Source organism: Sphingomonas sp. (assembly GCF_004799495.1).
Taxonomy (GTDB): Bacteria; Pseudomonadota; Alphaproteobacteria; order Sphingomonadales; family Sphingomonadaceae; genus Sphingomonas.
This window is the reverse complement of sequence record NZ_SSMY01000011.1, coordinates 205,381-223,958: the sequence shown is the minus strand read 5'-3', so window position 1 is coordinate 223,958 and position 18,578 is coordinate 205,381. Positions and strand designations below refer to the sequence as shown.

The following is an 18,578-nucleotide window of genomic DNA, read 5'->3' as shown; positions in this document are numbered from 1 at the left end:
ACGCGAAGGTGGCGATCAGGACGGCAATTCCAGGATCCGCTTCGAAATGATGTTGAGCTGGACCTCGCTCGTGCCACCCTCGATCGAATTAGCCTTGGTGCGCAGCCATGCGCGCGGGCCGCTGCCTTTGTTCGACCGCTCGCTTTCCCATTCGAGCGCGTCGGAGCCGCCCGTCGCCATCAGCAGTTCGTGGCGCGACTTGTTCAGCTCGGTGCCGTAATATTTCATCATGCTGGGCTGCGCGGGGTGCGCCTTGCCGGCCTTGAGCTCGTCGATGAACTTTTCCGACATCGCATTGAACGCCTTGGCACGCACCTCAAACAGCGCGATCTGGCCGCGCAGGATCGGGTCGGCGCCCTTCTTGGCGGCCTCGACCAGCGGATTGCCGCCCGCGGCACCGAGGCCCATGCCGCTGATCATCTCGCGCTCGTGACCGAGCAGGTATTTGGCGACGTCCCAGCCCTTGTTCTCTTCATGAACAAGGTTTTGCTTGGGGACTTTAACATTGTCGAAGAAGGTCTCGCAGAACGGCGAATAGCCGGAGATGAGCAGGATCGGCTTGGTCGAGACGCCTTCGCTCGCCATGTCGAACAGCAGGAAGCTGATCCCGGCCTGCTTGACCGATTTGTCGGTGCGGACAAGGCAGAAAATCCAGTCGGCCTGGTCGGCGTAGCTCGTCCACACCTTCTGCCCGTTGACCAGGTAATGATCGCCCTTGTCCTCGGCCGAGGTTTGCAGGCCGGCGAGGTCCGACCCGGCGCCCGGCTCCGAATAGCCCTGGCACCAGCGGATTTCGCCGCGCGCGATCTTGGGGAGATGCTCGAGCTTCTGCTCCTCGGTGCCGTATTTGAGCAGCGCCGGCCCGAGCATAGAGATGCCGAACGAATTGAGGGGGTTGCGCGCACGGATGCGCTGCATTTCCTCGCGCAGGATCTTGGTTTCGGCCGGCGACAGCCCGCCGCCGCCATATTCCTTCGGCCAGTCGGGCACGGTCCAGCCGCGCGCGCCCATCTTGTCCATCCACTCCTTCTGCGCCGGGCTCAGCATCGACTGGTCGCGGCCGCCCCACACCGCATCCTTGTCGCTGCGCACCGGCTCGCGCATCTCGGGTGGACAATTCGCCTCCAGCCAGGCGCGAGTGTCGGCGCGGAATTGGTCGAGGTCGCTCATTGCATCACTCCGTGCGCCAGCCGCGCGACGGCGATGGCGGTGTGGTCCTTGTACGTGTCGGCGATCGCCTGGACACCGATCGGCAGGCCGTCCGGGTCGGTACCGATCGGGAAGCTGGTCGCGGGCAGCATCGGGAAGGTGGCAAGGCCGGGATAGGCGAACTGCAGCCCGAACGGCGTCGCCTCGCCGTCGATGTCGATCATGCGCTTGGGCAGAGGCGTATCGTCGTGCGCGAAGGCGGTGATGCCGAGCGTCGGTGCGATCACCGTATCATACTGGCCGAACAGCCGGTTCCACGCGCGCTTGTTGCGGGCCTGTTGGTCGCGCAGGTCGAACCATTCGATCAAGGTGGTCGGCGCGGATCCATCCTGCGGCACGCCGCGCGCGATCGTGATGTTGAGCATCTTCATGTAGTTGCGCTGCTGCGCCTCGAGATCGGGGATCAGGTCGCTGGTGCGGTCGACCTTGGCGCCCGCCGCCGCCAGCGCTTCGCCGAGCCGCGCGAGGGCGTCGGCGATCGGCGCGGCGACCTTCGCGCCGGGATGCTCGGCGAGCAGCAGGATACGGTACTCGCTCGCGGGCCGCGTGCCCGCCTGTTCGAGCGGGTGGTCGGCGAGCACGTCGAGCGCGAGCGCCAGATCGTCGGGGTTGCGCGCCATCGGGCCGATCACCGACAGCTCGCCCGGCGCGCCGTCGGTGCCCGGAAAGGCATGGCCGTCCCGGCCGAGCGCGGCGAAGGTCGGCTTGTGTCCCCACACGCCGTTGAACGCGGCGGGGACGCGGATCGACCCGCCGATATCGCTGCCGAGCTCGAGCGGCACCATGCCGGAAGCCAACGCCACCGCCGACCCGCCCGATGATCCGCCCGAAACGCGCTCGGCGTGATGCGCGTTGACCGTTCGACCATAGACCGGGTTGTTTGCCTGCAGGTCGGCGAGCAGCGGCGGCACATTGGTCTTGCCCAGGATCACCGCGCCCCCCGCCTTGAGCCTCCGCACCGCCAGTGCGTCACGCTCGGGCACGAACTCACGCGCGGCCTCCAAACCCCAGGTGGTCGGCAAGCCAGCGACGTCGAAGCTCTCCTTCACCGTCATCGGCACGCCGAGCAGCGGGGCGGTCTCGCCCGCCGCCAACCGCTGGTCCATCTCACGCGCCTGATGCCGCGCCCGGTCGAAGTCGCGCACCACGACCGCGTTGAGCGCCCCGTCGCGCGCCTCGATCCGCGCGATCGCGGCTTCGCATTCGAGCAGGGCGGTGGTTTCGCCCGACCGGATCGCCGCGGCGGTCTCGATGGCAGAAAGTTCGGTCATCCGGAAATCCTCCCCGGGACGGGGAGGGGGACCATGCCGCAAGCATGGTGGAGGGGGTGGGCAACGAGCGCCTCGGACGGGGTGAGCCCTCTCCTTCGCGCTGCGCGCGCCACCTCCCCGTTAACGGGGAGGATTGATAACCTCATCATCAAAACTTCTCGCCCGCCTCGGCCTTCGCCTTCAGCAACGGCGCGACCGGCACGCCGTTCTTCTCCAGTCCCGCGACGACCTTGTCCAAACCTACGGTGTTCGCCCAGAACATCGGCCCGCCGCGATAGACCGGCCAGCCGTACCCGTAGATCCACACCACATCGATGTCCGATGCGCGCTGCGCCATACCTTCGTCGAGGATCTTCGCGCCTTCGTTGACCATCGGATAGAGCAGTGCGCCGATGATCTCGTCGTCGGTGTAGTCGCGCCGCGCCTGGTTCGATTTCGAGCGGAACTCCTCGATGATCTCGGCAACTTCGGGTGAGGGGGAGGGGTTGCGGTTTTCGTCGTAATCGTACCAGCCCTTGCCGGTCTTCTGCCCCCAGCGCCCCTTCGCGGCGAGCGCGTCGCGGATGCTCTCGATCCGGGTCGGGTCGCGGTGCCAGCCGATATCGACCCCGGCGAGGTCGCTCATCTGGTACACGCCCATCGGCATCCCGAAATCGACCAGCGCCTTGTCGATCCGCTCGGGCGGGACACCCTGCATCAGCATCGTGTTCGCGGGCGCGCCGCGTTGGGACAGCATGCGGTTGCCGATGAACCCAGGGCACACGCCCGAGACGACCGCGACCTTGCCGATCGGCTTGGCCAGCGCCATCACCGTCGCGAGCACGTCGGGTGCGGTCTTGGCGCCGCGTACCACTTCTAGCAATTTCATGACGTTGGCGGGCGAGAAGAAGTGCATGCCGATCACGTCCTCGGGCCGCTGGGTCGCGGAGGCGATCTCATCGACGTTGAGGTAACTGGTGTTCGACGCGAGGATCGCGCCGGGCTTGGCGATCGCGTCGAGCTTGCCGAACAGCTCCTTCTTGACGTCCATATTCTCGTAGATCGCCTCGATGATGAGGTCGCAATCGGCGAGCTCGTCGAGGCTGAGCGTGGGCGTGAGCAAACCCATCATCTGCTCCACTTTCTCTTGGGTGAAGCGACCTTTCTTCGCTGAATTCTCGTAATTCTTGCGGATCACGCCGACTCCGCGGTCGAGCGCTTCCTGCGCGGTCTCGACGATCGTCACCGGGATGCCGGCGGTCAGGAAGTTCATGCTGATCCCGCCGCCCATCGTGCCCGCGCCGACCACGCCGACTTTGTCGACGGGGCGCAGCTTCGTGTCGGCGGGGATGTCGTCGACCTTGGCGGCCTGGCGCTCGGCGAAGAACATGTAGCGTTGTGCGGCGGATTGCGTGCCCATCATCAGCTTCATGAACTCGGCGCGCTCGACCGCGATGCCGTCGGCGAAGCTGCCGTAGGTCGCCGCCTCGACGCAGCGGATGTTGGCGGCGGGGGCGTCGAAGCCGCGGAACTTGCGCGCGTTGGCCTTCTTGAATTCCTCGACCGCTTCGGGGTCGGGCGCGGCGGTCTTTTCGGACGCGCGGGGCAGGGGACGCGTGTCGGCCACCTCGCGCGCGAAGGCGATCGCATCGGCTTCGAGGCTATCCTCGCCGACGATCCTGTCGATCAAACCCGCCTCGTGGGCGGCCTTGGCCGGGATCGGGTCGCCGATCGCGGTCATCTGGAGCGCAAGCTTCACCCCGGCGATACGCGGGATTCGTTGCGTCCCACCTGCGCCTGGGAGCAGCCCGAGCTTGACCTCGGGCGTGCCGATCTTCGCCGACGGCACCGCGACGCGATAGTGGCAGCCCAGCGTTACCTCGCATCCGCCGCCCAGCGCGGTGCCGTGGATCGCCGCGACTACCGGCTTGTCCGACGCCTCGATCATGTCGATCACCGTGCCGAGCCCCGGCCCCTGCATCGGCTTGCCGAACTCGGTGATGTCGGCGCCCGCGAAGAAGGTGCGCCCGTCGCAACGGATCACCATTGCCTTGATCGTAGGGTCGGCGAGGCCTTCGTTGACGCCCGCCTCGAGACCCGACCGCACCGCCGCGCCGAGTGCGTTGACCGGCGGGTTGTTCGAAATGATAACGAGCACGTCGTCATGGCGTTCGGTGCGGATCGGGTTGGTCATTCTGGGTATCTCCATTTCCGTTCGCTTCGAGCGAAGTCGAGAAGCGTTTCCCGTCCAGCGTGTCTCGACTTCGCTCGACACGAACGGGTCGTTTGTTACCGGCTCAGGTCAGCGCCGAATAGATTAGCGTCTTCAATTCGCGGCGGATCGGATAGGTGCTGGACGGGCTCATCTGCGTCATGAACACCATGTTGAGCCGCTCGACCGGGTCGATGAAGAACGCGGTCGAGAACATCCCGCCCCAATAATATTCGCCGGCCGACCCCTGCACCATGCCGGGCGCCAGGTCCTTCATCACCGCGAAGCCGAGCCCAAACCCGGTCCCCGCCAGCGCCGCTTCGCTGAACAAGGATTTCGACATCGTCGCGAGGTCGGAGTCGCCCGGCAGATGGTTGATCGTCATCAGCTCGATCGTCTTGCGGCCTACGAGGCGTACGCCGTCGAGTTCGCCGCCGTTGAGGCACATCTGGCAGAAGCGGTTATAGTCGAGCGCAGTCGACACCAGCCCGCCACCACCCGACAGGAATTGCGGCGTGGTCGCCCAACCGCTTTCGGTCGCGCGGTCGTACATGATCCGCCCTTGGCCGGGCACGAAGGTGTAGCAATCGGTCAGCCGGTCGATCTTGTCCGCGGGCACGCTGAACCCGGTGTCGACCATTTTGAGCTGCTCGAAAATGCGCGTGCGGAAGAAGTCGTCGAGCTTCATCCCAGACACGCGCTGGACGACCGCGCCGAGCACATCGGTTGACACCGAATAATTCCACGCCTCCCCCGGCGAAAATTCGAGCGGGATCTGCGCCAGCTTGCCGATCCACGCGTCGAGGTCGTGCCCGGCGTGCCAATCGTCCATCTTTTCGTGGCGATATTGCGCATCGACGTTGGTGCGATGCTGAAACCCATACGTCAGCCCCGATGTGTGGCGCAGCAGATCCACCATCCGCATCGGCTGACCGGTCGCTTTCGTCTGGAACGGTACGCGCCCGCCGCCCGCCTCGAACACGCCGATTCCCTTGAACTCGGGGAGCACATGATGGACCGGCGTGTCGAGCGCGACCTTGCCCTCCTCGACCAGCATCATGAACGCGATCGAGGTGATCGGCTTGGTCATGCTGGCGATGCGGAAGATCGAACTTTCGTCGATCGCCTTCGCGCCGCCCTCGCGCGCTGCGCCCTGACTCGAAAAATGGACGATCTCGCCGTCGCGCGCGACCAGCAGCTGGGCGTTCGCCAGCTTCCCCGAATCGAGGTACCGATCCTTCAGGAAAGCCGGGAGCCGGTCGAGCCGCGCGGCGTCCAAGCCGTGACCTTGGGGGGCCTTCATCAGCATCGCTCGTCCATACCCTCGTTTCTAAACCTGATCCTCTATTGCCTTGAGCGGCGCGCGAATCAACTCTAACGTTACGGCAAATCGGCTGTCATGAAACCGCCGAACAGACAGACGGAGAGCATGTGTCAACCGAACCCGTGATCGCGCTGGACCCGAACTGGCCGAAGGTGTCGTTGCAGGACGCGACCGCCACGCTGACCGCGCCGGGATCGAAGTTCGAAATGGAGACGGTGACGATCCGCGGCGTCCCGACACGCGTGTGGAAGAACGCACCGCACGACCTGGGCCAGCTGCTCGACCTGTCGCGTACCCATGGCAAGCGCACCTTTACGATCCTCGACGACGAGCGCGTGACGTACGAGGCGAATTATCGCGCCACTGCGACACTTGCGCGCGCGCTCCAGGCCATGGGCGTGGGGAAGGGCGACCGCGTTGCCTTCGCGATGCGTAACCTGCCAGAGTGGCCAGTCGTGTTCTTCGCTATCACCACGATCGGCGCGATCGCGGTGCCGCTCAACGCGTGGTGGACCGGCGCCGAGCTCGAATACGGGATCAACGATTCGGGCGCGAAGGTACTTATCGTCGATGCCGAGCGCCATGCGCGGATCGCCGAGCACCTGAGCGCGATGCCGGGTCTGGAGCAACTGATCGTCGCTCGCTCGCCGCAGCCGGTCCCGGGCGCTCGCGCGCTCGAGGACATCGTCGGAGCGTCGAACAGCTGGGCGACGCTGCCCGATACCGACCGTCCGCGCGTCGCTATCGACAGCGACGACGATGTCACGATCTTCTACACCAGCGGCACCACCGGGAGTCCCAAGGGCGCCCTCGGCACGCACCGCAACATGATGACCAATATCATGTCGGCGGGTTTCTCGTCGGCGCGCAGTTTCCTGCGCCGCGGTGAGGCGATCCCCGACCCGACGCCGCGCACCTCGTTGACCGTAATCCCGATGTTCCATGTTACCGCTTGCTCGGCCGGGCTGATGGGCATGATGGCGAGCGGCGGCACGTCGATCTTCATGCGCAAATGGGAGCCGGTCCAGGCGATGGAGATCATTCAGCGCGAGCACGTCCATTTCACCGGCGGCGTGCCGACGATCGCCTGGCAACTGCTCGAGCATCCCGACCGCGCCAAATACGACCTCTCGTCGATCGAGGCGATCGCTTATGGCGGCGCGCCCTCGGCGCCCGAGCTGGTCAAGAAGATCTACGAGGAATTCGGCGCGCTTCCGGGCAACGGCTGGGGGATGACCGAGACGATGGCGACGGTCACGCATCACGCGGCGGAGGATTACCTCAACCGCCCGACCAGCGCGGGGCCGCCGGTCGCGGTCGCCGACCTCGAAATCCGCGCCGACGACGGCGTCACCGTGTTGCCGATCGGCGAAGTCGGCGAACTCTGGGCGCGCGGACCGATGATCGTGAAGGAATATTGGAACAAGCCCGAAGCGTCGGCCGAAACGTTTGTTAATGGCTGGGTGCGCACCGGCGACCTCGCGCGGCTCGACGAGGAGGGGTTCGTCTATATCGTCGACCGCGCCAAGGACATGGTGATTCGCGGCGGCGAGAACATCTATTCGTCCGAGGTCGAGAACGCGCTGTACGAGCATCCCGCCGTCACCGACTGCGCGATTATCGGCATCCCGCACCGCACGCTGGGCGAGGAACCTGCAGCGGTCGTCCATCTCGCCCCCGGCATGACGGCGAGCGAGGCCGAGCTGCAGGCCTGGGTGAGGACGCGGCTCGCGGCGTTCAAGGCGCCGGTCGCGGTGCGCTTCGTCCACGAAACGCTGCCGAGGAATGCCAATGGCAAGATTCTCAAGAAGGACTTGAAGAGCCTGTTCGAGGACCGCGAGGTTGCGGCCTAGAGTTTCGCCATTGCGAGCGGAGCGAAGCAATCCAGCGTCGGGTCGGCTCGTGGATTGCTTCGCTACGCTCGCAATAGCGGAAGGGCATTAACCACGCTCCCCCGGAACCGCGCCGCGCGCGCATCGTTATGCTGCCGGAACGGAGGAGTGTAACCATGGCCGATCTCAACACCGACGAGCGTACCGTCGTCGAGCGCAGCAGCGCCAGTTTCAACGTGGCGAACGTGATCGTCGCGATCGCGATCCTGATCCTGGTGTTGGGCGTGCTCAAATATTTCGGCGCGCTGCCTTTCTAGGCTGACGCAGCGGCCTTCGCCGGCGCTGTTTCGCGAGCGAAGGCCATCGCCGTCAGCCCGACCAATGCGGAGGCCAACATGTACCAGGCGGGCGCCAGCGGACTGCCCGTGACCCCGGTCAGCCAAGCGACGACGAACTGGGTCGACCCGCCGAAGATCGAAATCGCCAGCGCATAGACGATCGACACGGCGCCCGATCGCACGCGCATCGGCAGCGCTTCCGTGACCGCGATGAACGCGCTGGCCGTCGCGATCGCGAGCAAGAGGCGCAGGACGAAGCCGATTGCATATAGCATCGTCGCCGTCGGATGCCCGACGAGCAGCCAGAAGCCCGGCATCACCCCAAGCGTCATCGCCAGCATCGGCCAAATCATCCACGGCCGCCTTCCGTGCACATCCGACAGCCGGCCACCGAGCATCGCCCCGACGACGTTGCCCAGTCCGACTGCGATCGTCGCGCCGAGCGCCACGCTCGACGGCATGCCCAACGTCGCCTTTGCGAAAGTCGTCATATAGTTGAGCACGTACGTACCGATCGTCCCGGAAAGCATCGCCAGGAAAGCGAAGGTTAAGACACCGGCATAGCTTCGCAGCGGTGGCGGCCGGCTGACCGATTCCGCCGCGGGGAGCGTTTCGGGGAGCGTCCGGCGCAGCGCCAGCCCGACCGGCACGGTGGCGGCGCCGATCGCCATCGCGATGCGCCATCCCCAACTCGACAGGGCGCTATCGCTCATCAGCGCGGCAACGAGGACACCGATCAGTCCCGCGGACAATGTCGCGAAACCTTGCCCGGTGAACGGCATCGACACGTACCAGCCGCGCTTCTCAGGCGGCGCGGCCTCGGCGAGGAACGCTGTGCTGGTGCCGACCTCGCCGCCCAGCGCGAAGCCCTGGACGAGGCGGCACAGGATGATGGTGATCGGCGCCGCGAGCCCGACCGTGGCGTAGGATGGTGTGATCGCGACGCCCAGCGTCGAGAGCCCGATCAGCGCGAACGACAGCAACATCATCGGGCGCCGCCCGATCCGGTCGCCGAGCCCGCCGATCACCACCGCGCCGACCGGCCGGGTCAGGAACCCGGCGCCGAACGTGGCGAGCGCGAGCAGCAGGCTGGAATGCGGGTCGGTCGCAGGGAAGAAGCACTGCCCGATTTGCACAGCGAAGAAGCTGAACACGAGGAAGTCGTAGAATTCGAGCGCGTTGCCGAGCGCGACGCCGAATATCTGCCCACGCGTGATCGGCGGCGCTTCGCTCGTCATCGTTGATCCCCCCGGATAGCCGATGTCGGTTACGGACGGCTTTGCGGGGCAAGTCAATGAAGCTAGCGTTGCAGGATGACGCCGACCATCCGCGATGCCGTGCCCGCCGACGCCGCCGGCATCCTGCCGATGTACAATTATGCGGTTCGACAGACGACCGCGATCTTCGACACCGGCGAATCCGATCTGGCGGGGCGTGAAGCGTGGCTGGCGAGGCGGCGGGATGCCGGGTTCCCCGTGCTGATCGCCGAGGTCGACGGTACGATCGCGGGGTTCGCATCATACGGCGAGTTCCGTGCATGGGACGGATACCGTTTCACCGTCGAGCATTCGATCTATGTCAGCCCCGCGCGACACCGCGAAGGGATTGGTCGCGCGCTACTCGCGGCGCTGATCGAGCGAGCCCGGGGCGCGGGCAAACATGCGATGATCGCCGGGATCGAGGCGGGCAATGCCGGATCGATCGCGCTGCACAGCGCGCTCGGGTTCCGGGAAGTCGGGCGGATGCCACAGGTTGCGGAAAAGTTCGGGCGCTGGCTCGACCTGGTGTTTCTGCAGTTGTTGCTCGACGATCGCGCGCAACCCTGACACAGATTATGGTCAACAGGCCGTTTTCGGACATAACGCACCCATGCTGACCGATAATTTCCTGAAGAGCCGCCGCCGCCGCGAATTGAGCGACGAAGAGAAGGAAGCGCTTGAAAGCATCCTGACGGCGCCGGTCACCTTGCCTCGGCGCAAGGTCGTGATCAGCCGCGGCGACGTGGTGACTCGCAGCACCTTCCTGATTTCGGGCTTCATGTGCCGCTATATGGACGGTGCCGACGGGCACCGGCAGCTGGTAAGCGTCCAGACGCCCGGCGATTTCGTCGACCTGCACGGTTATCCGCTACAACGGCTTGATCACGACATCGCGACGTTGAGCGAGTGCCAGGTCGCCTATGCGCCGCACGACAAGATCACCGAGATCATCGAACGGCTGCCGCACCTCGGCCGGATCCTGTGGTTCTCGACGTTGCTCGATGCGGCCATGCACCGCGAATGGATCTTCCGGCTGGGGCGGCTCGATGCGGTGGGGCGAGTCGCGCATATGCTGTGCGAAACCTACGCCCGGCTCGACGCGGTCGGGCTGGTCGAGAACGGCACCTTCGCCTGGCCGCTGACGCAGCAGGATCTGGGCGAGGCGTGCGGGCTGACCTCGGTGCACGTCAACCGCACGCTCCGCGTCCTGCGCGAGGCGGGGATGGTCGAGGTGTCGGACCGTATCGTGACGATGATGGATTTCGACCGGCTGGCGCATACCGGCGAGTTCTCGCCCGACTATCTCTATTTCGACGACCACATCCGCACGCCCTAGCCCTTCAGGCGGACGCGACGACCGACTTCACGGCTTTTTCCCAACCTTCGAGCCGTGTCTGGCGGACTTTGTCGTCCATCGCCGGTGCAAACGTCTCGATCTTGCCTCGCATCGCCGAGGCTGCCGCCAGGTCGGCGAACAATCCGCATCCGACCCCCGCCAGCATCGCCGCGCCCAGCGCGGTGGTTTCGGTAAAGGCGGGTCGCTCGACCGCAACGTCCAGCAGATCGGCGAGGTCCTGTGCGATCCAGTCGTTGGCAACCATCCCGCCGTCGATCCTGAGCGTTTTCCAGTCGGCGCCGTCGGCGGCGAATGCGGTCTTCAAGTCGTGCGCCTGGTGGGCCATCGACTCCAACGCGGCGCGGATGACGTGCGCGCGGGTCGCGGTGAAGCTCAGCCCCGAAATGCTGCCGCGTGCTTCGGCTTCCCACCACGGCGCGCCGAGACCCGATAGCGCGGGGACAAGGTAGACGCCGGCGTTGTCGTCGACCGACCGCGCCAGCCCCTCGGTCTCCGGCGCGGTGGCGATCAGCTTGAGCGAATCGCGCAGCCACTGGATCAGGCTGCCGGCGACGAATACCGACCCTTCGAGCGCATAGGCGCGGCGGCCGCCGAGTTGCCACGCGATGGTCGCGAGCAAACGATTCTTCGAGGTCGGCTGTTTCGCGCCATATTGCGTCAGCACGAACGCGCCGGTGCCGAAGGTCGCCTTGGTGTCGCCGGGGTTGAGGCACGCCTGGCCGATCGTCGCCGCTTGCTGATCGCCGGCCATGCCGCAGATCGGGATGGGCGCGCTGAACAATGTCGTCTCGCCGTAGCGCCCGGCGCAATCGACGATCTCGGGCAGCGCGGCGCGCGGGGCTTCGAACAGATCGATCAGACCGTCGTCCCAATGCCCGCTGCCTATCGCCATCAGCGCGGTGCGGCTGGCGTTGGTCGCGTCGGTGACATGCAGGCCGCCCGTCAGTTTCCAGACGAGCCACGAATCGATCGTCCCGACCGCGAGCCGGTCGCCGGCTTCCTTAAGCTGTGGCCAGTTTGCCATCGCCCAGCCGATCTTCGGCCCGGAGAAATAGGGGTCGAGCAACAGCCCCGTGCGCGCCTGCACGGTCGGCTCGTGCCCCGCCTCCTTCAGCTTGCGACACATCTCCGCGGTACGGCGATCCTGCCAGACGATTGCGGGCGCGAGTGGCTCGCCGGTGGTCTTGTCCCAGAACACGATCGTTTCGCGCTGGTTGGTGATGCCGATCGCCGCGACCGCCTCGGCACCGCCGGCCTTCTCGACCATCGCCTGCACGCAAGCGAGCGTGCGGTCCCAGATTTCGGCGGCGTCGTGCTCGACCAGCCCGGGAGCGGGATAGTGTTGCGTCAGGTCCGCCTGTCCGCTGCCCAGGCATTTCCCGTCGGCCGCGAACAGCATCGCGCGGGTCGATGTAGTGCCCTCGTCGATGACCAGCAATTTATCGGACATGCCGCGACGCTAGCCGGGATTACTTTGCGATGGAATGCCGCTAGAAAAGCGGCATGGAAGACGCCGACAAGCTCAATATCGACGCTGCGTTGTCCGCAAACGCCGGTGGCGCGGCGGCCGTCGCACCCGCACCGCAGCCGGCACCGTCGATCCCTGTGGGCGAGGAGACCGCGCCGGTCATCGACGACCGCCGCGACCGGCTGCTTGCGGGGCTTACACTGATCGCGGGCGTGGCGCTGGTGCTCGGGCTGCCCTTTGCGCTCAAGGCGGGGGCCGAGTTTTTCCTGCCGGTGACGATTTCGCTGGTGATCGCGATCGCGCTGATCCCTGTGCTTGAATGGCTCGAACGGCGGCGATTGCCGTCGTGGCTGGCGTCGCTCGTCTGCGTGCTGACCTTTCTTGCTCTGGCCAACGTCGCGTTGGCGGCGATCGTGGTGCCGGCGATCGAGTTCTTCCGTCGTCTGCCCGAGCGGATCGACCGCATTCAGGCGAACCTCGCACCGTTGCTCGAGCTCTACACGACGCTCGAAAAGTACCTCAATCGCACGATCACGCACCTCGCCAACACCGGGCCGGTCAAAGCGCCGGCCACCGCCGCCGTCGCACCGCCGGGGTCGTTGCTTGAGCTCGCCGCGACCTCGGCACCGACCGCGATTATCCAAGTGTTCTTCGGAATACTCGTTGTCTTCTTCTTCCTCGCCGGGTGGAGCCGCACGCGGCGCAAGACGATCACCAGCCGCCAGAGCTTCGGCGGCGCGATGGCGACCGCGCGCGTGATCCAGGACGTGGTCGACGACGTCTCCGCCTATCTCGGCACGATCACGCTGATCAACGTGATGCTCGGCGCGATCGTCGGGACGGCGTTGTGGGCGGTCGGGATGCCCTATCCGGCGATGTGGGGCGGTATCGCGGCGTTGCTCAACTACGTACCCTATTTCGGGCCGATCGTCGCGGCACTGCTGCTCGCGATCGGCGGGCTGATGACGTTCAACGATTTCTGGGTCGCGATGATCCCCGCCGCGATCATGATCGGGTGCCATCTGCTCGAAGCGAACGTGGTGACGCCGCTGATCGTCGGGCACCGGCTGACGATCAACCCGGTGCTGATCCTGATCTCGCTGAGTTTCTGGAGCTGGGTGTGGGGCACCCCGGGGGCATTGCTCGCGGTGCCGCTGCTGATCATCATCCAGACGGTGATCGGCGCGGCGGGGAAGCCCGATATTGCGGGCTTTCTGTTCGAGCGCGGCACGCTGGTCAGCGAACGAAAACGCGGGCGGTTCGGTATCCGCCGCAATTAGCGGGACGGCGCTGTTGACAGGGTAGGGTGCCTCGCTTAGTGGCCGCGCCTCACGCTTCCAAGCGGGTGTAGCTCAGTTGGTTAGAGCGCCGGCCTGTCACGCCGGAGGTCGCGGGTTCGAGCCCCGTCACTCGCGCCATTGCGCAGTCTGAAAGACGCGCAAGCGAAGCTGGCGCGCACTCAGACAAGCACGGCCGGCGAGGCATCGCCTCGACCGACGACGCGGCTTCGCCGCGGCGCTTACCGCCGCCAGCGTCCCGTCTCCATCCAGCTCAGCATCCGCCGCATCGGCAACACCCATAGCCACACCACGCCCGCCGCGACATAAAACACCAGCTGCACCAGCGGATGCCATTGCCCGATCCATGGCGACAGGCTGGCGACACCCACGCACCACACCGCGATCAGCGCAAGAATTGCCAGCATCCCGACGGGTTTCTGCCAGCGCGGGCTGCTGCTCATCGCGTGATCCATCCTTGTTCGGTGACAACCGCGTGGAGCGATATATCCCATGGCTCGATGGGCAAATCCGCGACCTGCTGGCAACTCCACGCGACGCCGACCCGCCACGCCTCGGGGAAGCGCGCGAAGGCGCGGTCGTAATAGCCCGCGCCCTGGCCGAGCCGGTCGAGCTTCGCGTCGAACGCGACGAGCGGGGTCAGAATGATGTCGGGACGCAGTTCGATCGCGTCGGCGGCGGGCTGGCTGAGCCCGAAAGGGCCGGCTTCCAGCGCAGCCTCGGTTTCCCAGGCGAGGAAGCGCATCGGCTCGCTGCGGGCGGTGATGTGCGGGAGGGCGAGGACGCAGCCGGCCTCGGTCGCGGCGCGGGCGAGGGGGGAGGGGTCGGCTTCGCTGCCGATGGGGACGTAGGAGCTGATGGTCTGGCCGTGGGAGAGGCGGGCGCGGAATTCCTCGGGGACAGTGATGGGCGGTGGGTTCGCCGCCACGAACGCATCGCGGGTGGCGCGCAGGTGGGCGCGCAAAGCTTGTTTGTCGATCATCATATGCTCGCGCCGCGGCAAAGCCGCGTCGTCGGACGGAGCTTTGCTCCGCCGGCCGCGCTTGTGCGTCTGGCATTTAGCGCAGCTAAATGCCTGCGCACTTCGCGGGTGGCGGGACCGCCGTGGCCGTTGGCCGGGTTATCCTCTGACGCACGGTACGTCAGGTGGGGACCATATACGTCGGACCAGGATCCGGGCAGGGACAGCCCCCATGGATGATGAATAGCCTCAGGGATAATATAGGCTCGTACCGGGCAGTGCCCGCCATGCACAGACTTAGGCGTCCGCGGCCGGTTTCTCAAGGGCGTCGGCAATTCCTTCGAGGCGGTCGGCGAGACGGTTGAGGAGAACGGGGCTCGGCCCACCATCCGCCGCGGGACGATTCTCCGCGGCATCGAGGCTGTCGGCGAGCATCAGCGCGACGAGCAGCATCGTGCGCTCCGCGTTGAGTCCGCCGGATGCGCGGTTCGCTGACGGCCAGCGCTGGTCGAGCATCTCGCCCAATCGGCGCAGTTGCGCTTCCTCGCCGTCGCGGCACGTGACGTTGTGACGGCGGTCGCCGATAGTGAGCGTGACTTCAGCCATTTCTCGCCCCCAGCGCGTCGAGCGCGGAGATCGCCTCGCTTACTTTTGCACGCAAGGCGTCGTGACGCTGTTTCAGATCTTGCACCGACCGATCGCGCGTGGCGATTGCGCGCTCGATTCGCGCTAATGCGGCATCGATACGGTCGGTCGGGGATGCATCCGTCATCCGAAACGAAATAGCACGGGCGGACGGCGCGGCAACCTCGATTCGCCGTGGGTAACGGTTGACGCATCGCGCCCTCGTCCCCAAAGGCTCCCGCGACTGCTGGCCCCATGCGCGCGCCGGCACCAGGATGGAGCACTACACATGGCGGTGAAGGTTGCGATCAACGGGTTCGGGCGGATCGGGCGGCTGGTGGCGCGCGCGATGCTGACGGCGAAGGACACCGGGCTCGAGCTCGTCGCGATCAACGATCTGGGCGACGCCAAATCGAACGCCTTCCTGTTCAAGCGCGACTCGATCCATGGCAAGTGGGACGGCGACGTCCGTCATGAGGGCCAGGATCTCGTCGTCGATGGCCAGCATATACGCGTCACCGCAGAGCGCGACCCGGCGAACCTGCCGCACAAGGAATTGGGCGTCGATCTCGTGCTCGAATGCACCGGTTTCTTCACCGACCGCGAGAGCGCGCAGAAGCATATCGATGCGGGCGCGAAGAAGGTGCTGATCTCCGCCCCGGCGAAGGGCGTCGATCTGACGGTCGTATACGGCGTCAACCACGACAAGCTCGAGGCCGGGCACCACATCGTGTCGAACGCGTCGTGCACGACCAACTGCCTCGCCCCCGTCGCCAAGGTGCTGCACGAAGCCTTCGGGATCGAGCGCGGGCTGATGACGACGGTCCACGCCTACACCAACGATCAGAAAATCCTCGACCAGATCCACGGCGACATGCGCCGCGCGCGCGCTGCGGGCATGTCGATGATCCCGACCACGACGGGCGCGGCGCGCGCCGTCGCCGAAGTGCTGCCCGAGTTGAAGGGCAAGCTCGACGGCTCGGCGATCCGCGTGCCGACCCCGGACGTGTCGCTGATCGACCTGACCTTCACGCCCTCGCGCGACGTGACCAGGGATGAGGTCAACGCGGTGCTGAAGGCCGCGGCCGATGGCGCGCTCAAGGGCGTGCTGGCGTACACCGATGAGCCGCTCGTCTCGATCGACCTGCAGGGCGACCCCGCCTCGTCGACCGTCGACAGCCTGGAAACCGCGGTGATGGACGGCAAGCTGGTCCGCGTGGTCAGCTGGTACGACAACGAATGGGGCTTCTCGAACCGCATGGTCGACACCGCCAAGGCGATGGCGGCGCTGATCTAGTGAGCGGCAGGGTCGCCGGTATCGCCCGCCACGCGCGCCCCAGGGCGCCGATGGAGGTGATCGACCATGCGACGGTGACATTCGCAGGCGGCATCCAAGGCGACTATCGCGGTGCGATGAAGGGCAAGCCGTACAAGCGGCAAGTCACGCTGATCGAGGCGAGCGATTGGGCGACCGCGCAGGACTTGGTCGGCCACAACATCGCCTGGCAGGAGCGGCGCGCGAACCTGCTCGCGGAAGGGATCGACCTGCCGCAGCGGCCCGGCGCGCGATTACGCGTGGGGACTGCGTTGCTCGAAGTGACGCGCGAGACCGATCCGTGCGAGCGAATGGAAGCGCTGGCCGAAGGCTTGCGCGCCGCGCTGACCCCGGACTGGCGCGGCGGCGTTTGCACGATGGTCGTCGAGGAAGGCGAAGTCGCCGTCGGCGACACGATAAGGATCGAAGCATGACACGGCCGTTCAAGACGCTCGACGACATGGTCGACATTGCAGGCAAGCGCGTGCTGGTGCGCGAGGATCTGAACGTGCCCATGGCCGACGGTGCGGTGACCGACGACACTCGGTTGCGCGCGGCGGTACCGACCGTGGCCGAGCTGGCGGATCGTGGTGGCAGGGTAATCGTGCTCTCGCACTTCGGGCGGCCCAAGGGGCAGCGCAACCCGGAGATGAGCCTCGCGCTCGTCACCAAGCCGTTCGAGCAAGTCCTCGGCCGGTCGGTGCGGTTCGTCGATAGCGACGGCGCGGACGAAGCGATCGCGACGCTGAAGGATGGCGATATTGCAATCCTGGAGAACACGCGCTTCGACGCCGGCGAGGAAAAGAATGACCCCGCGACGGTCTCCGGCCTCGCGGCGCTCGGCGACCTGTACGTCAACGACGCCTTCTCCGCCGCGCACCGCGCGCATGCCTCGACCGAGGGCCTCGCGCGCGCGCTGCCCGCTTTCGCCGGGCGGCAGATGGAGGCGGAACTCGACGCGCTCGACAAGGCGCTGGGCGCGCCCGATCATCCCGTCGCAGCGGTCGTCGGCGGCGCAAAAGTGTCGTCCAAGCTTGATGTGCTCAAGCATCTGGTCGACAAGGTCGATCATCTGATCATCGGCGGCGGGATGGCGAACACCTTCCTCGCCGCGCGTGGGGTGAACGTCGGCAAGAGCCTGGCCGAACACGATTTGATCGGCACCGCGGAGGAAATTTTCGACGCCGCCGACCGCGCAGGCTGCACGATCCATTTGCCTTACGACGTGGTGGTAGCGACCGAGTTCAAGCCCAACCCGGCGACTCGCACGGTCAACGTCCACGAAGTCGCGCCCGACGAGATGATCCTCGACATCGGCCCTGCCGCTGCCGAAGCGCTGGGCGACGTGCTAAAGACGTGCCGCACGCTGGTGTGGAACGGTCCGCTCGGCGCGTTCGAGACGCCGCCGTTCGATGCCGCGACGATGGCGCTGGCGCGGACCGCCGCGGCGCTGACCCGCGAAGGTTCGCTGGTGTCGGTCGCGGGCGGCGGCGACACCGTCGCGGCGCTCAATCAGGCGGGTGTGGCGGGCGACATGACCTTCGTCTCGACCGCCGGCGGCGCGTTCCTCGAATGGATGGAAGGCAAGGAATTACCTGGAGTGAAAGCGCTCAGCGCTTCTTGAGCAGCGGTCCCACAATTGTGTCGAGCTTCGCCTGGTCGAACGATCCCGACTTGGCATAAGCGAGCTTGCCGTCGCGCCCGATCACATAGTTCATCGGTATTGCCCGCAGGCGATAATCCGGCCCGCCGACCCGCGCAGCTTGGGGGAAGGCGATCGTCGGCGACAGCCAGCGGCCATGCCCGTCCTCGCTCATGTCGGCGGCGACACCGATAATGACCAGCCCCTCGGCCCGATGCGCGCGATAGTAACGGTTGAGCAGCGGCAATTCCTGGCGGCACGGCACGCACCAGCTTGCCCAGAAATTGACCATAACGACATGCCCGCGCAGGTTGGCGCTGGTCAGTACGGCGCCATCGGGCAGCGTGAAGCGGAAACTGTCGATCACGTCCGCCGGGCCGGCGGCGCTCGGCGTGCTTGTGCCAGCCAATGTCAGCGCCGCCGCCGCGGCCATCACACGCCATGACATTGACCGAGCTCCCCTTCTTCCACCGAACCTGACGTGCCGCG

General features: G+C 66.2%; 19 protein-coding genes and 1 tRNA gene. 9 read left to right on the top strand and 11 right to left on the bottom strand.

Annotated features, from left to right (window positions below):
* Positions 1-15: 15 nt before the first annotated feature.
* The 4 genes from E7773_RS12450 to E7773_RS12435 all read right to left on the bottom strand — a co-directional run bounded on the left by E7773_RS12450 (position 16) and on the right by E7773_RS12435 (position 5,980).
* Positions 16-1,170 (bottom strand): acyl-CoA dehydrogenase family protein, encoded by a 1,155-nt coding sequence (locus E7773_RS12450; protein WP_293991743.1) that lies wholly within the window; start codon positions 1,168-1,170, stop codon positions 16-18.
* Complete coding sequence (locus tag E7773_RS12445; RefSeq protein WP_293991741.1) at positions 1,167-2,480, bottom strand: amidase family protein; 1,314 nt, start codon at positions 2,478-2,480, stop codon at positions 1,167-1,169. Before E7773_RS12445 ends, E7773_RS12450 begins: the two co-directional genes overlap by 4 nt.
* A 148-nt stretch (positions 2,481-2,628) precedes the next feature.
* On the bottom strand, positions 2,629-4,653 hold the full coding sequence (locus E7773_RS12440; protein ID WP_293991739.1) for a 3-hydroxyacyl-CoA dehydrogenase NAD-binding domain-containing protein: 2,025 nt from the start codon (positions 4,651-4,653) through the stop codon (positions 2,629-2,631).
* Between the two features lie 103 nt (positions 4,654-4,756).
* The gene (locus E7773_RS12435; protein WP_293991736.1) at positions 4,757-5,980 is read right to left on the bottom strand and encodes a serine hydrolase domain-containing protein; all 1,224 of its coding nucleotides are present in this window, start codon (positions 5,978-5,980) and stop codon (positions 4,757-4,759) included.
* Positions 5,981-6,102: 122 nt separating this feature from the next.
* Here E7773_RS12435 and E7773_RS12430 point away from each other — a divergent pair, with 122 nt between their 5' ends.
* Both E7773_RS12430 and E7773_RS12425 read left to right on the top strand, forming a co-directional pair.
* Entirely contained in the window at positions 6,103-7,848 is a 1,746-nt protein-coding gene (locus tag E7773_RS12430) for a class I adenylate-forming enzyme family protein (RefSeq protein ID WP_293991734.1), read from the top strand.
* A 155-nt stretch (positions 7,849-8,003) separates the two neighbouring features.
* Positions 8,004-8,144 carry a hypothetical protein gene (locus E7773_RS12425; RefSeq protein ID WP_293991732.1) on the top strand — a complete coding sequence of 47 codons (141 nt, stop codon included), beginning with the start codon at positions 8,004-8,006 and terminating at the stop codon, positions 8,142-8,144.
* Here the strand turns inward: E7773_RS12425 and E7773_RS12420 are convergent.
* On the bottom strand, positions 8,141-9,403 hold the full coding sequence (locus E7773_RS12420; protein ID WP_293991730.1) for an MFS transporter: 1,263 nt from the start codon (positions 9,401-9,403) through the stop codon (positions 8,141-8,143). The genes E7773_RS12425 and E7773_RS12420 overlap by 4 nt on opposite strands.
* 75 nt (positions 9,404-9,478) lie before the next feature.
* On the opposite strand from E7773_RS12420, the gene E7773_RS12415 reads away from it, so the two are divergent.
* Positions 9,479-9,991 (top strand): GNAT family N-acetyltransferase, encoded by a 513-nt coding sequence (locus E7773_RS12415; protein WP_293991726.1) that lies wholly within the window; start codon positions 9,479-9,481, stop codon positions 9,989-9,991.
* Positions 9,992-10,034: 43 nt separating this feature from the next.
* The gene (locus tag E7773_RS12410; RefSeq protein ID WP_293991724.1) at positions 10,035-10,760 is read left to right on the top strand and encodes a Crp/Fnr family transcriptional regulator; all 726 of its coding nucleotides are present in this window, start codon (positions 10,035-10,037) and stop codon (positions 10,758-10,760) included.
* A gap of 4 nt (positions 10,761-10,764) precedes the next feature.
* On the opposite strand, the gene glpK is transcribed toward E7773_RS12410, so the two are convergent.
* Positions 10,765-12,231, bottom strand: a complete 1,467-nt coding sequence (gene glpK / locus E7773_RS12405) for a glycerol kinase GlpK (RefSeq protein WP_293991721.1) — start codon at positions 12,229-12,231, stop codon at positions 10,765-10,767.
* 53 nt (positions 12,232-12,284) lie between these two features.
* Between glpK and E7773_RS12400 the strand changes: the two genes are divergently transcribed.
* Both E7773_RS12400 and E7773_RS12395 read left to right on the top strand, forming a co-directional pair.
* Positions 12,285-13,529 carry an AI-2E family transporter gene (locus E7773_RS12400; RefSeq protein ID WP_293991719.1) on the top strand — a complete coding sequence of 415 codons (1,245 nt, stop codon included), beginning with the start codon at positions 12,285-12,287 and terminating at the stop codon, positions 13,527-13,529.
* Positions 13,530-13,590: 61 nt separating this feature from the next.
* Positions 13,591-13,667: transfer RNA gene (locus E7773_RS12395), tRNA-Asp, on the top strand.
* Positions 13,668-13,768: 101 nt separating this feature from the next.
* On the opposite strand, the gene E7773_RS12390 is transcribed toward E7773_RS12395, so the two are convergent.
* From E7773_RS12390 to E7773_RS12375, 4 genes are all read right to left on the bottom strand, one after another.
* Positions 13,769-13,990, bottom strand: a complete 222-nt coding sequence (locus E7773_RS12390) for a DUF2842 domain-containing protein (protein ID WP_293991716.1) — start codon at positions 13,988-13,990, stop codon at positions 13,769-13,771.
* Positions 13,987-14,529 (bottom strand): 5-formyltetrahydrofolate cyclo-ligase, encoded by a 543-nt coding sequence (locus E7773_RS12385; protein ID WP_293992300.1) that lies wholly within the window; start codon positions 14,527-14,529, stop codon positions 13,987-13,989. Before E7773_RS12385 ends, E7773_RS12390 begins: the two co-directional genes overlap by 4 nt.
* A 276-nt stretch (positions 14,530-14,805) precedes the next feature.
* Complete coding sequence (locus tag E7773_RS12380) at positions 14,806-15,114, bottom strand: cell division protein ZapA (RefSeq protein ID WP_293991714.1); 309 nt, start codon at positions 15,112-15,114, stop codon at positions 14,806-14,808.
* Complete coding sequence (locus E7773_RS12375; RefSeq protein ID WP_293991712.1) at positions 15,107-15,280, bottom strand: hypothetical protein; 174 nt, start codon at positions 15,278-15,280, stop codon at positions 15,107-15,109. The genes E7773_RS12380 and E7773_RS12375 overlap by 8 nt, the downstream gene beginning before the upstream one ends.
* A 141-nt stretch (positions 15,281-15,421) precedes the next feature.
* Here E7773_RS12375 and gap point away from each other — a divergent pair, with 141 nt between their 5' ends.
* From gap to E7773_RS12360, 3 genes are read left to right on the top strand one after another with little or no spacing between them, the layout of a single operon-like run.
* Positions 15,422-16,429, top strand: a complete 1,008-nt coding sequence (gene gap, locus E7773_RS12370) for a type I glyceraldehyde-3-phosphate dehydrogenase (protein WP_293991710.1) — start codon at positions 15,422-15,424, stop codon at positions 16,427-16,429.
* Positions 16,429-16,881 carry an MOSC domain-containing protein gene (locus tag E7773_RS12365; RefSeq protein WP_293991708.1) on the top strand — a complete coding sequence of 151 codons (453 nt, stop codon included), beginning with the start codon at positions 16,429-16,431 and terminating at the stop codon, positions 16,879-16,881. Before gap ends, E7773_RS12365 begins: the two co-directional genes overlap by 1 nt.
* Positions 16,878-18,071 carry a phosphoglycerate kinase gene (locus E7773_RS12360; protein WP_293991706.1) on the top strand — a complete coding sequence of 398 codons (1,194 nt, stop codon included), beginning with the start codon at positions 16,878-16,880 and terminating at the stop codon, positions 18,069-18,071. The genes E7773_RS12365 and E7773_RS12360 overlap by 4 nt, the downstream gene beginning before the upstream one ends.
* On the opposite strand, the gene E7773_RS12355 is transcribed toward E7773_RS12360, so the two are convergent.
* Entirely contained in the window at positions 18,058-18,537 is a 480-nt protein-coding gene (locus E7773_RS12355) for a TlpA disulfide reductase family protein (RefSeq protein WP_293991703.1), read from the bottom strand. The genes E7773_RS12360 and E7773_RS12355 overlap by 14 nt on opposite strands.
* Positions 18,538-18,578: the final 41 nt, after the last annotated feature.

Bases quoted from the DNA above. Each gene is read 5' to 3' on its own strand.
- E7773_RS12450 (WP_293991743.1), bottom strand. From the start codon at position 1,170: ATGAGCGACCTCGACCAATTCCGCGCCGACACTCGCGCCTGGCTGGAG.
- E7773_RS12445 (WP_293991741.1), bottom strand. From the start codon at position 2,480: ATGACCGAACTTTCTGCCATCGAGACCGCCGCGGCGATCCGGTCGGGC.
- E7773_RS12440 (WP_293991739.1), bottom strand. From the start codon at position 4,653: ATGACCAACCCGATCCGCACCGAACGCCATGACGACGTGCTCGTTATC.
- E7773_RS12435 (WP_293991736.1), bottom strand. From the start codon at position 5,980: ATGCTGATGAAGGCCCCCCAAGGTCACGGCTTGGACGCCGCGCGGCTC.
- E7773_RS12425 (WP_293991732.1), top strand. From the start codon at position 8,004: ATGGCCGATCTCAACACCGACGAGCGTACCGTCGTCGAGCGCAGCAGC.
- E7773_RS12420 (WP_293991730.1), bottom strand. From the start codon at position 9,403: ATGACGAGCGAAGCGCCGCCGATCACGCGTGGGCAGATATTCGGCGTC.
- E7773_RS12415 (WP_293991726.1), top strand. From the start codon at position 9,479: ATGACGCCGACCATCCGCGATGCCGTGCCCGCCGACGCCGCCGGCATC.
- E7773_RS12410 (WP_293991724.1), top strand. From the start codon at position 10,035: ATGCTGACCGATAATTTCCTGAAGAGCCGCCGCCGCCGCGAATTGAGC.
- glpK (WP_293991721.1), bottom strand. From the start codon at position 12,231: ATGTCCGATAAATTGCTGGTCATCGACGAGGGCACTACATCGACCCGC.
- E7773_RS12400 (WP_293991719.1), top strand. From the start codon at position 12,285: ATGGAAGACGCCGACAAGCTCAATATCGACGCTGCGTTGTCCGCAAAC.
- E7773_RS12390 (WP_293991716.1), bottom strand. From the start codon at position 13,990: ATGAGCAGCAGCCCGCGCTGGCAGAAACCCGTCGGGATGCTGGCAATT.
- E7773_RS12385 (WP_293992300.1), bottom strand. From the start codon at position 14,529: ATGATCGACAAACAAGCTTTGCGCGCCCACCTGCGCGCCACCCGCGAT.
- E7773_RS12380 (WP_293991714.1), bottom strand. From the start codon at position 15,114: ATGGCTGAAGTCACGCTCACTATCGGCGACCGCCGTCACAACGTCACG.
- E7773_RS12375 (WP_293991712.1), bottom strand. From the start codon at position 15,280: ATGACGGATGCATCCCCGACCGACCGTATCGATGCCGCATTAGCGCGA.
- gap (WP_293991710.1), top strand. From the start codon at position 15,422: ATGGCGGTGAAGGTTGCGATCAACGGGTTCGGGCGGATCGGGCGGCTG.
- E7773_RS12360 (WP_293991706.1), top strand. From the start codon at position 16,878: ATGACACGGCCGTTCAAGACGCTCGACGACATGGTCGACATTGCAGGC.
- E7773_RS12355 (WP_293991703.1), bottom strand. From the start codon at position 18,537: ATGTCATGGCGTGTGATGGCCGCGGCGGCGGCGCTGACATTGGCTGGC.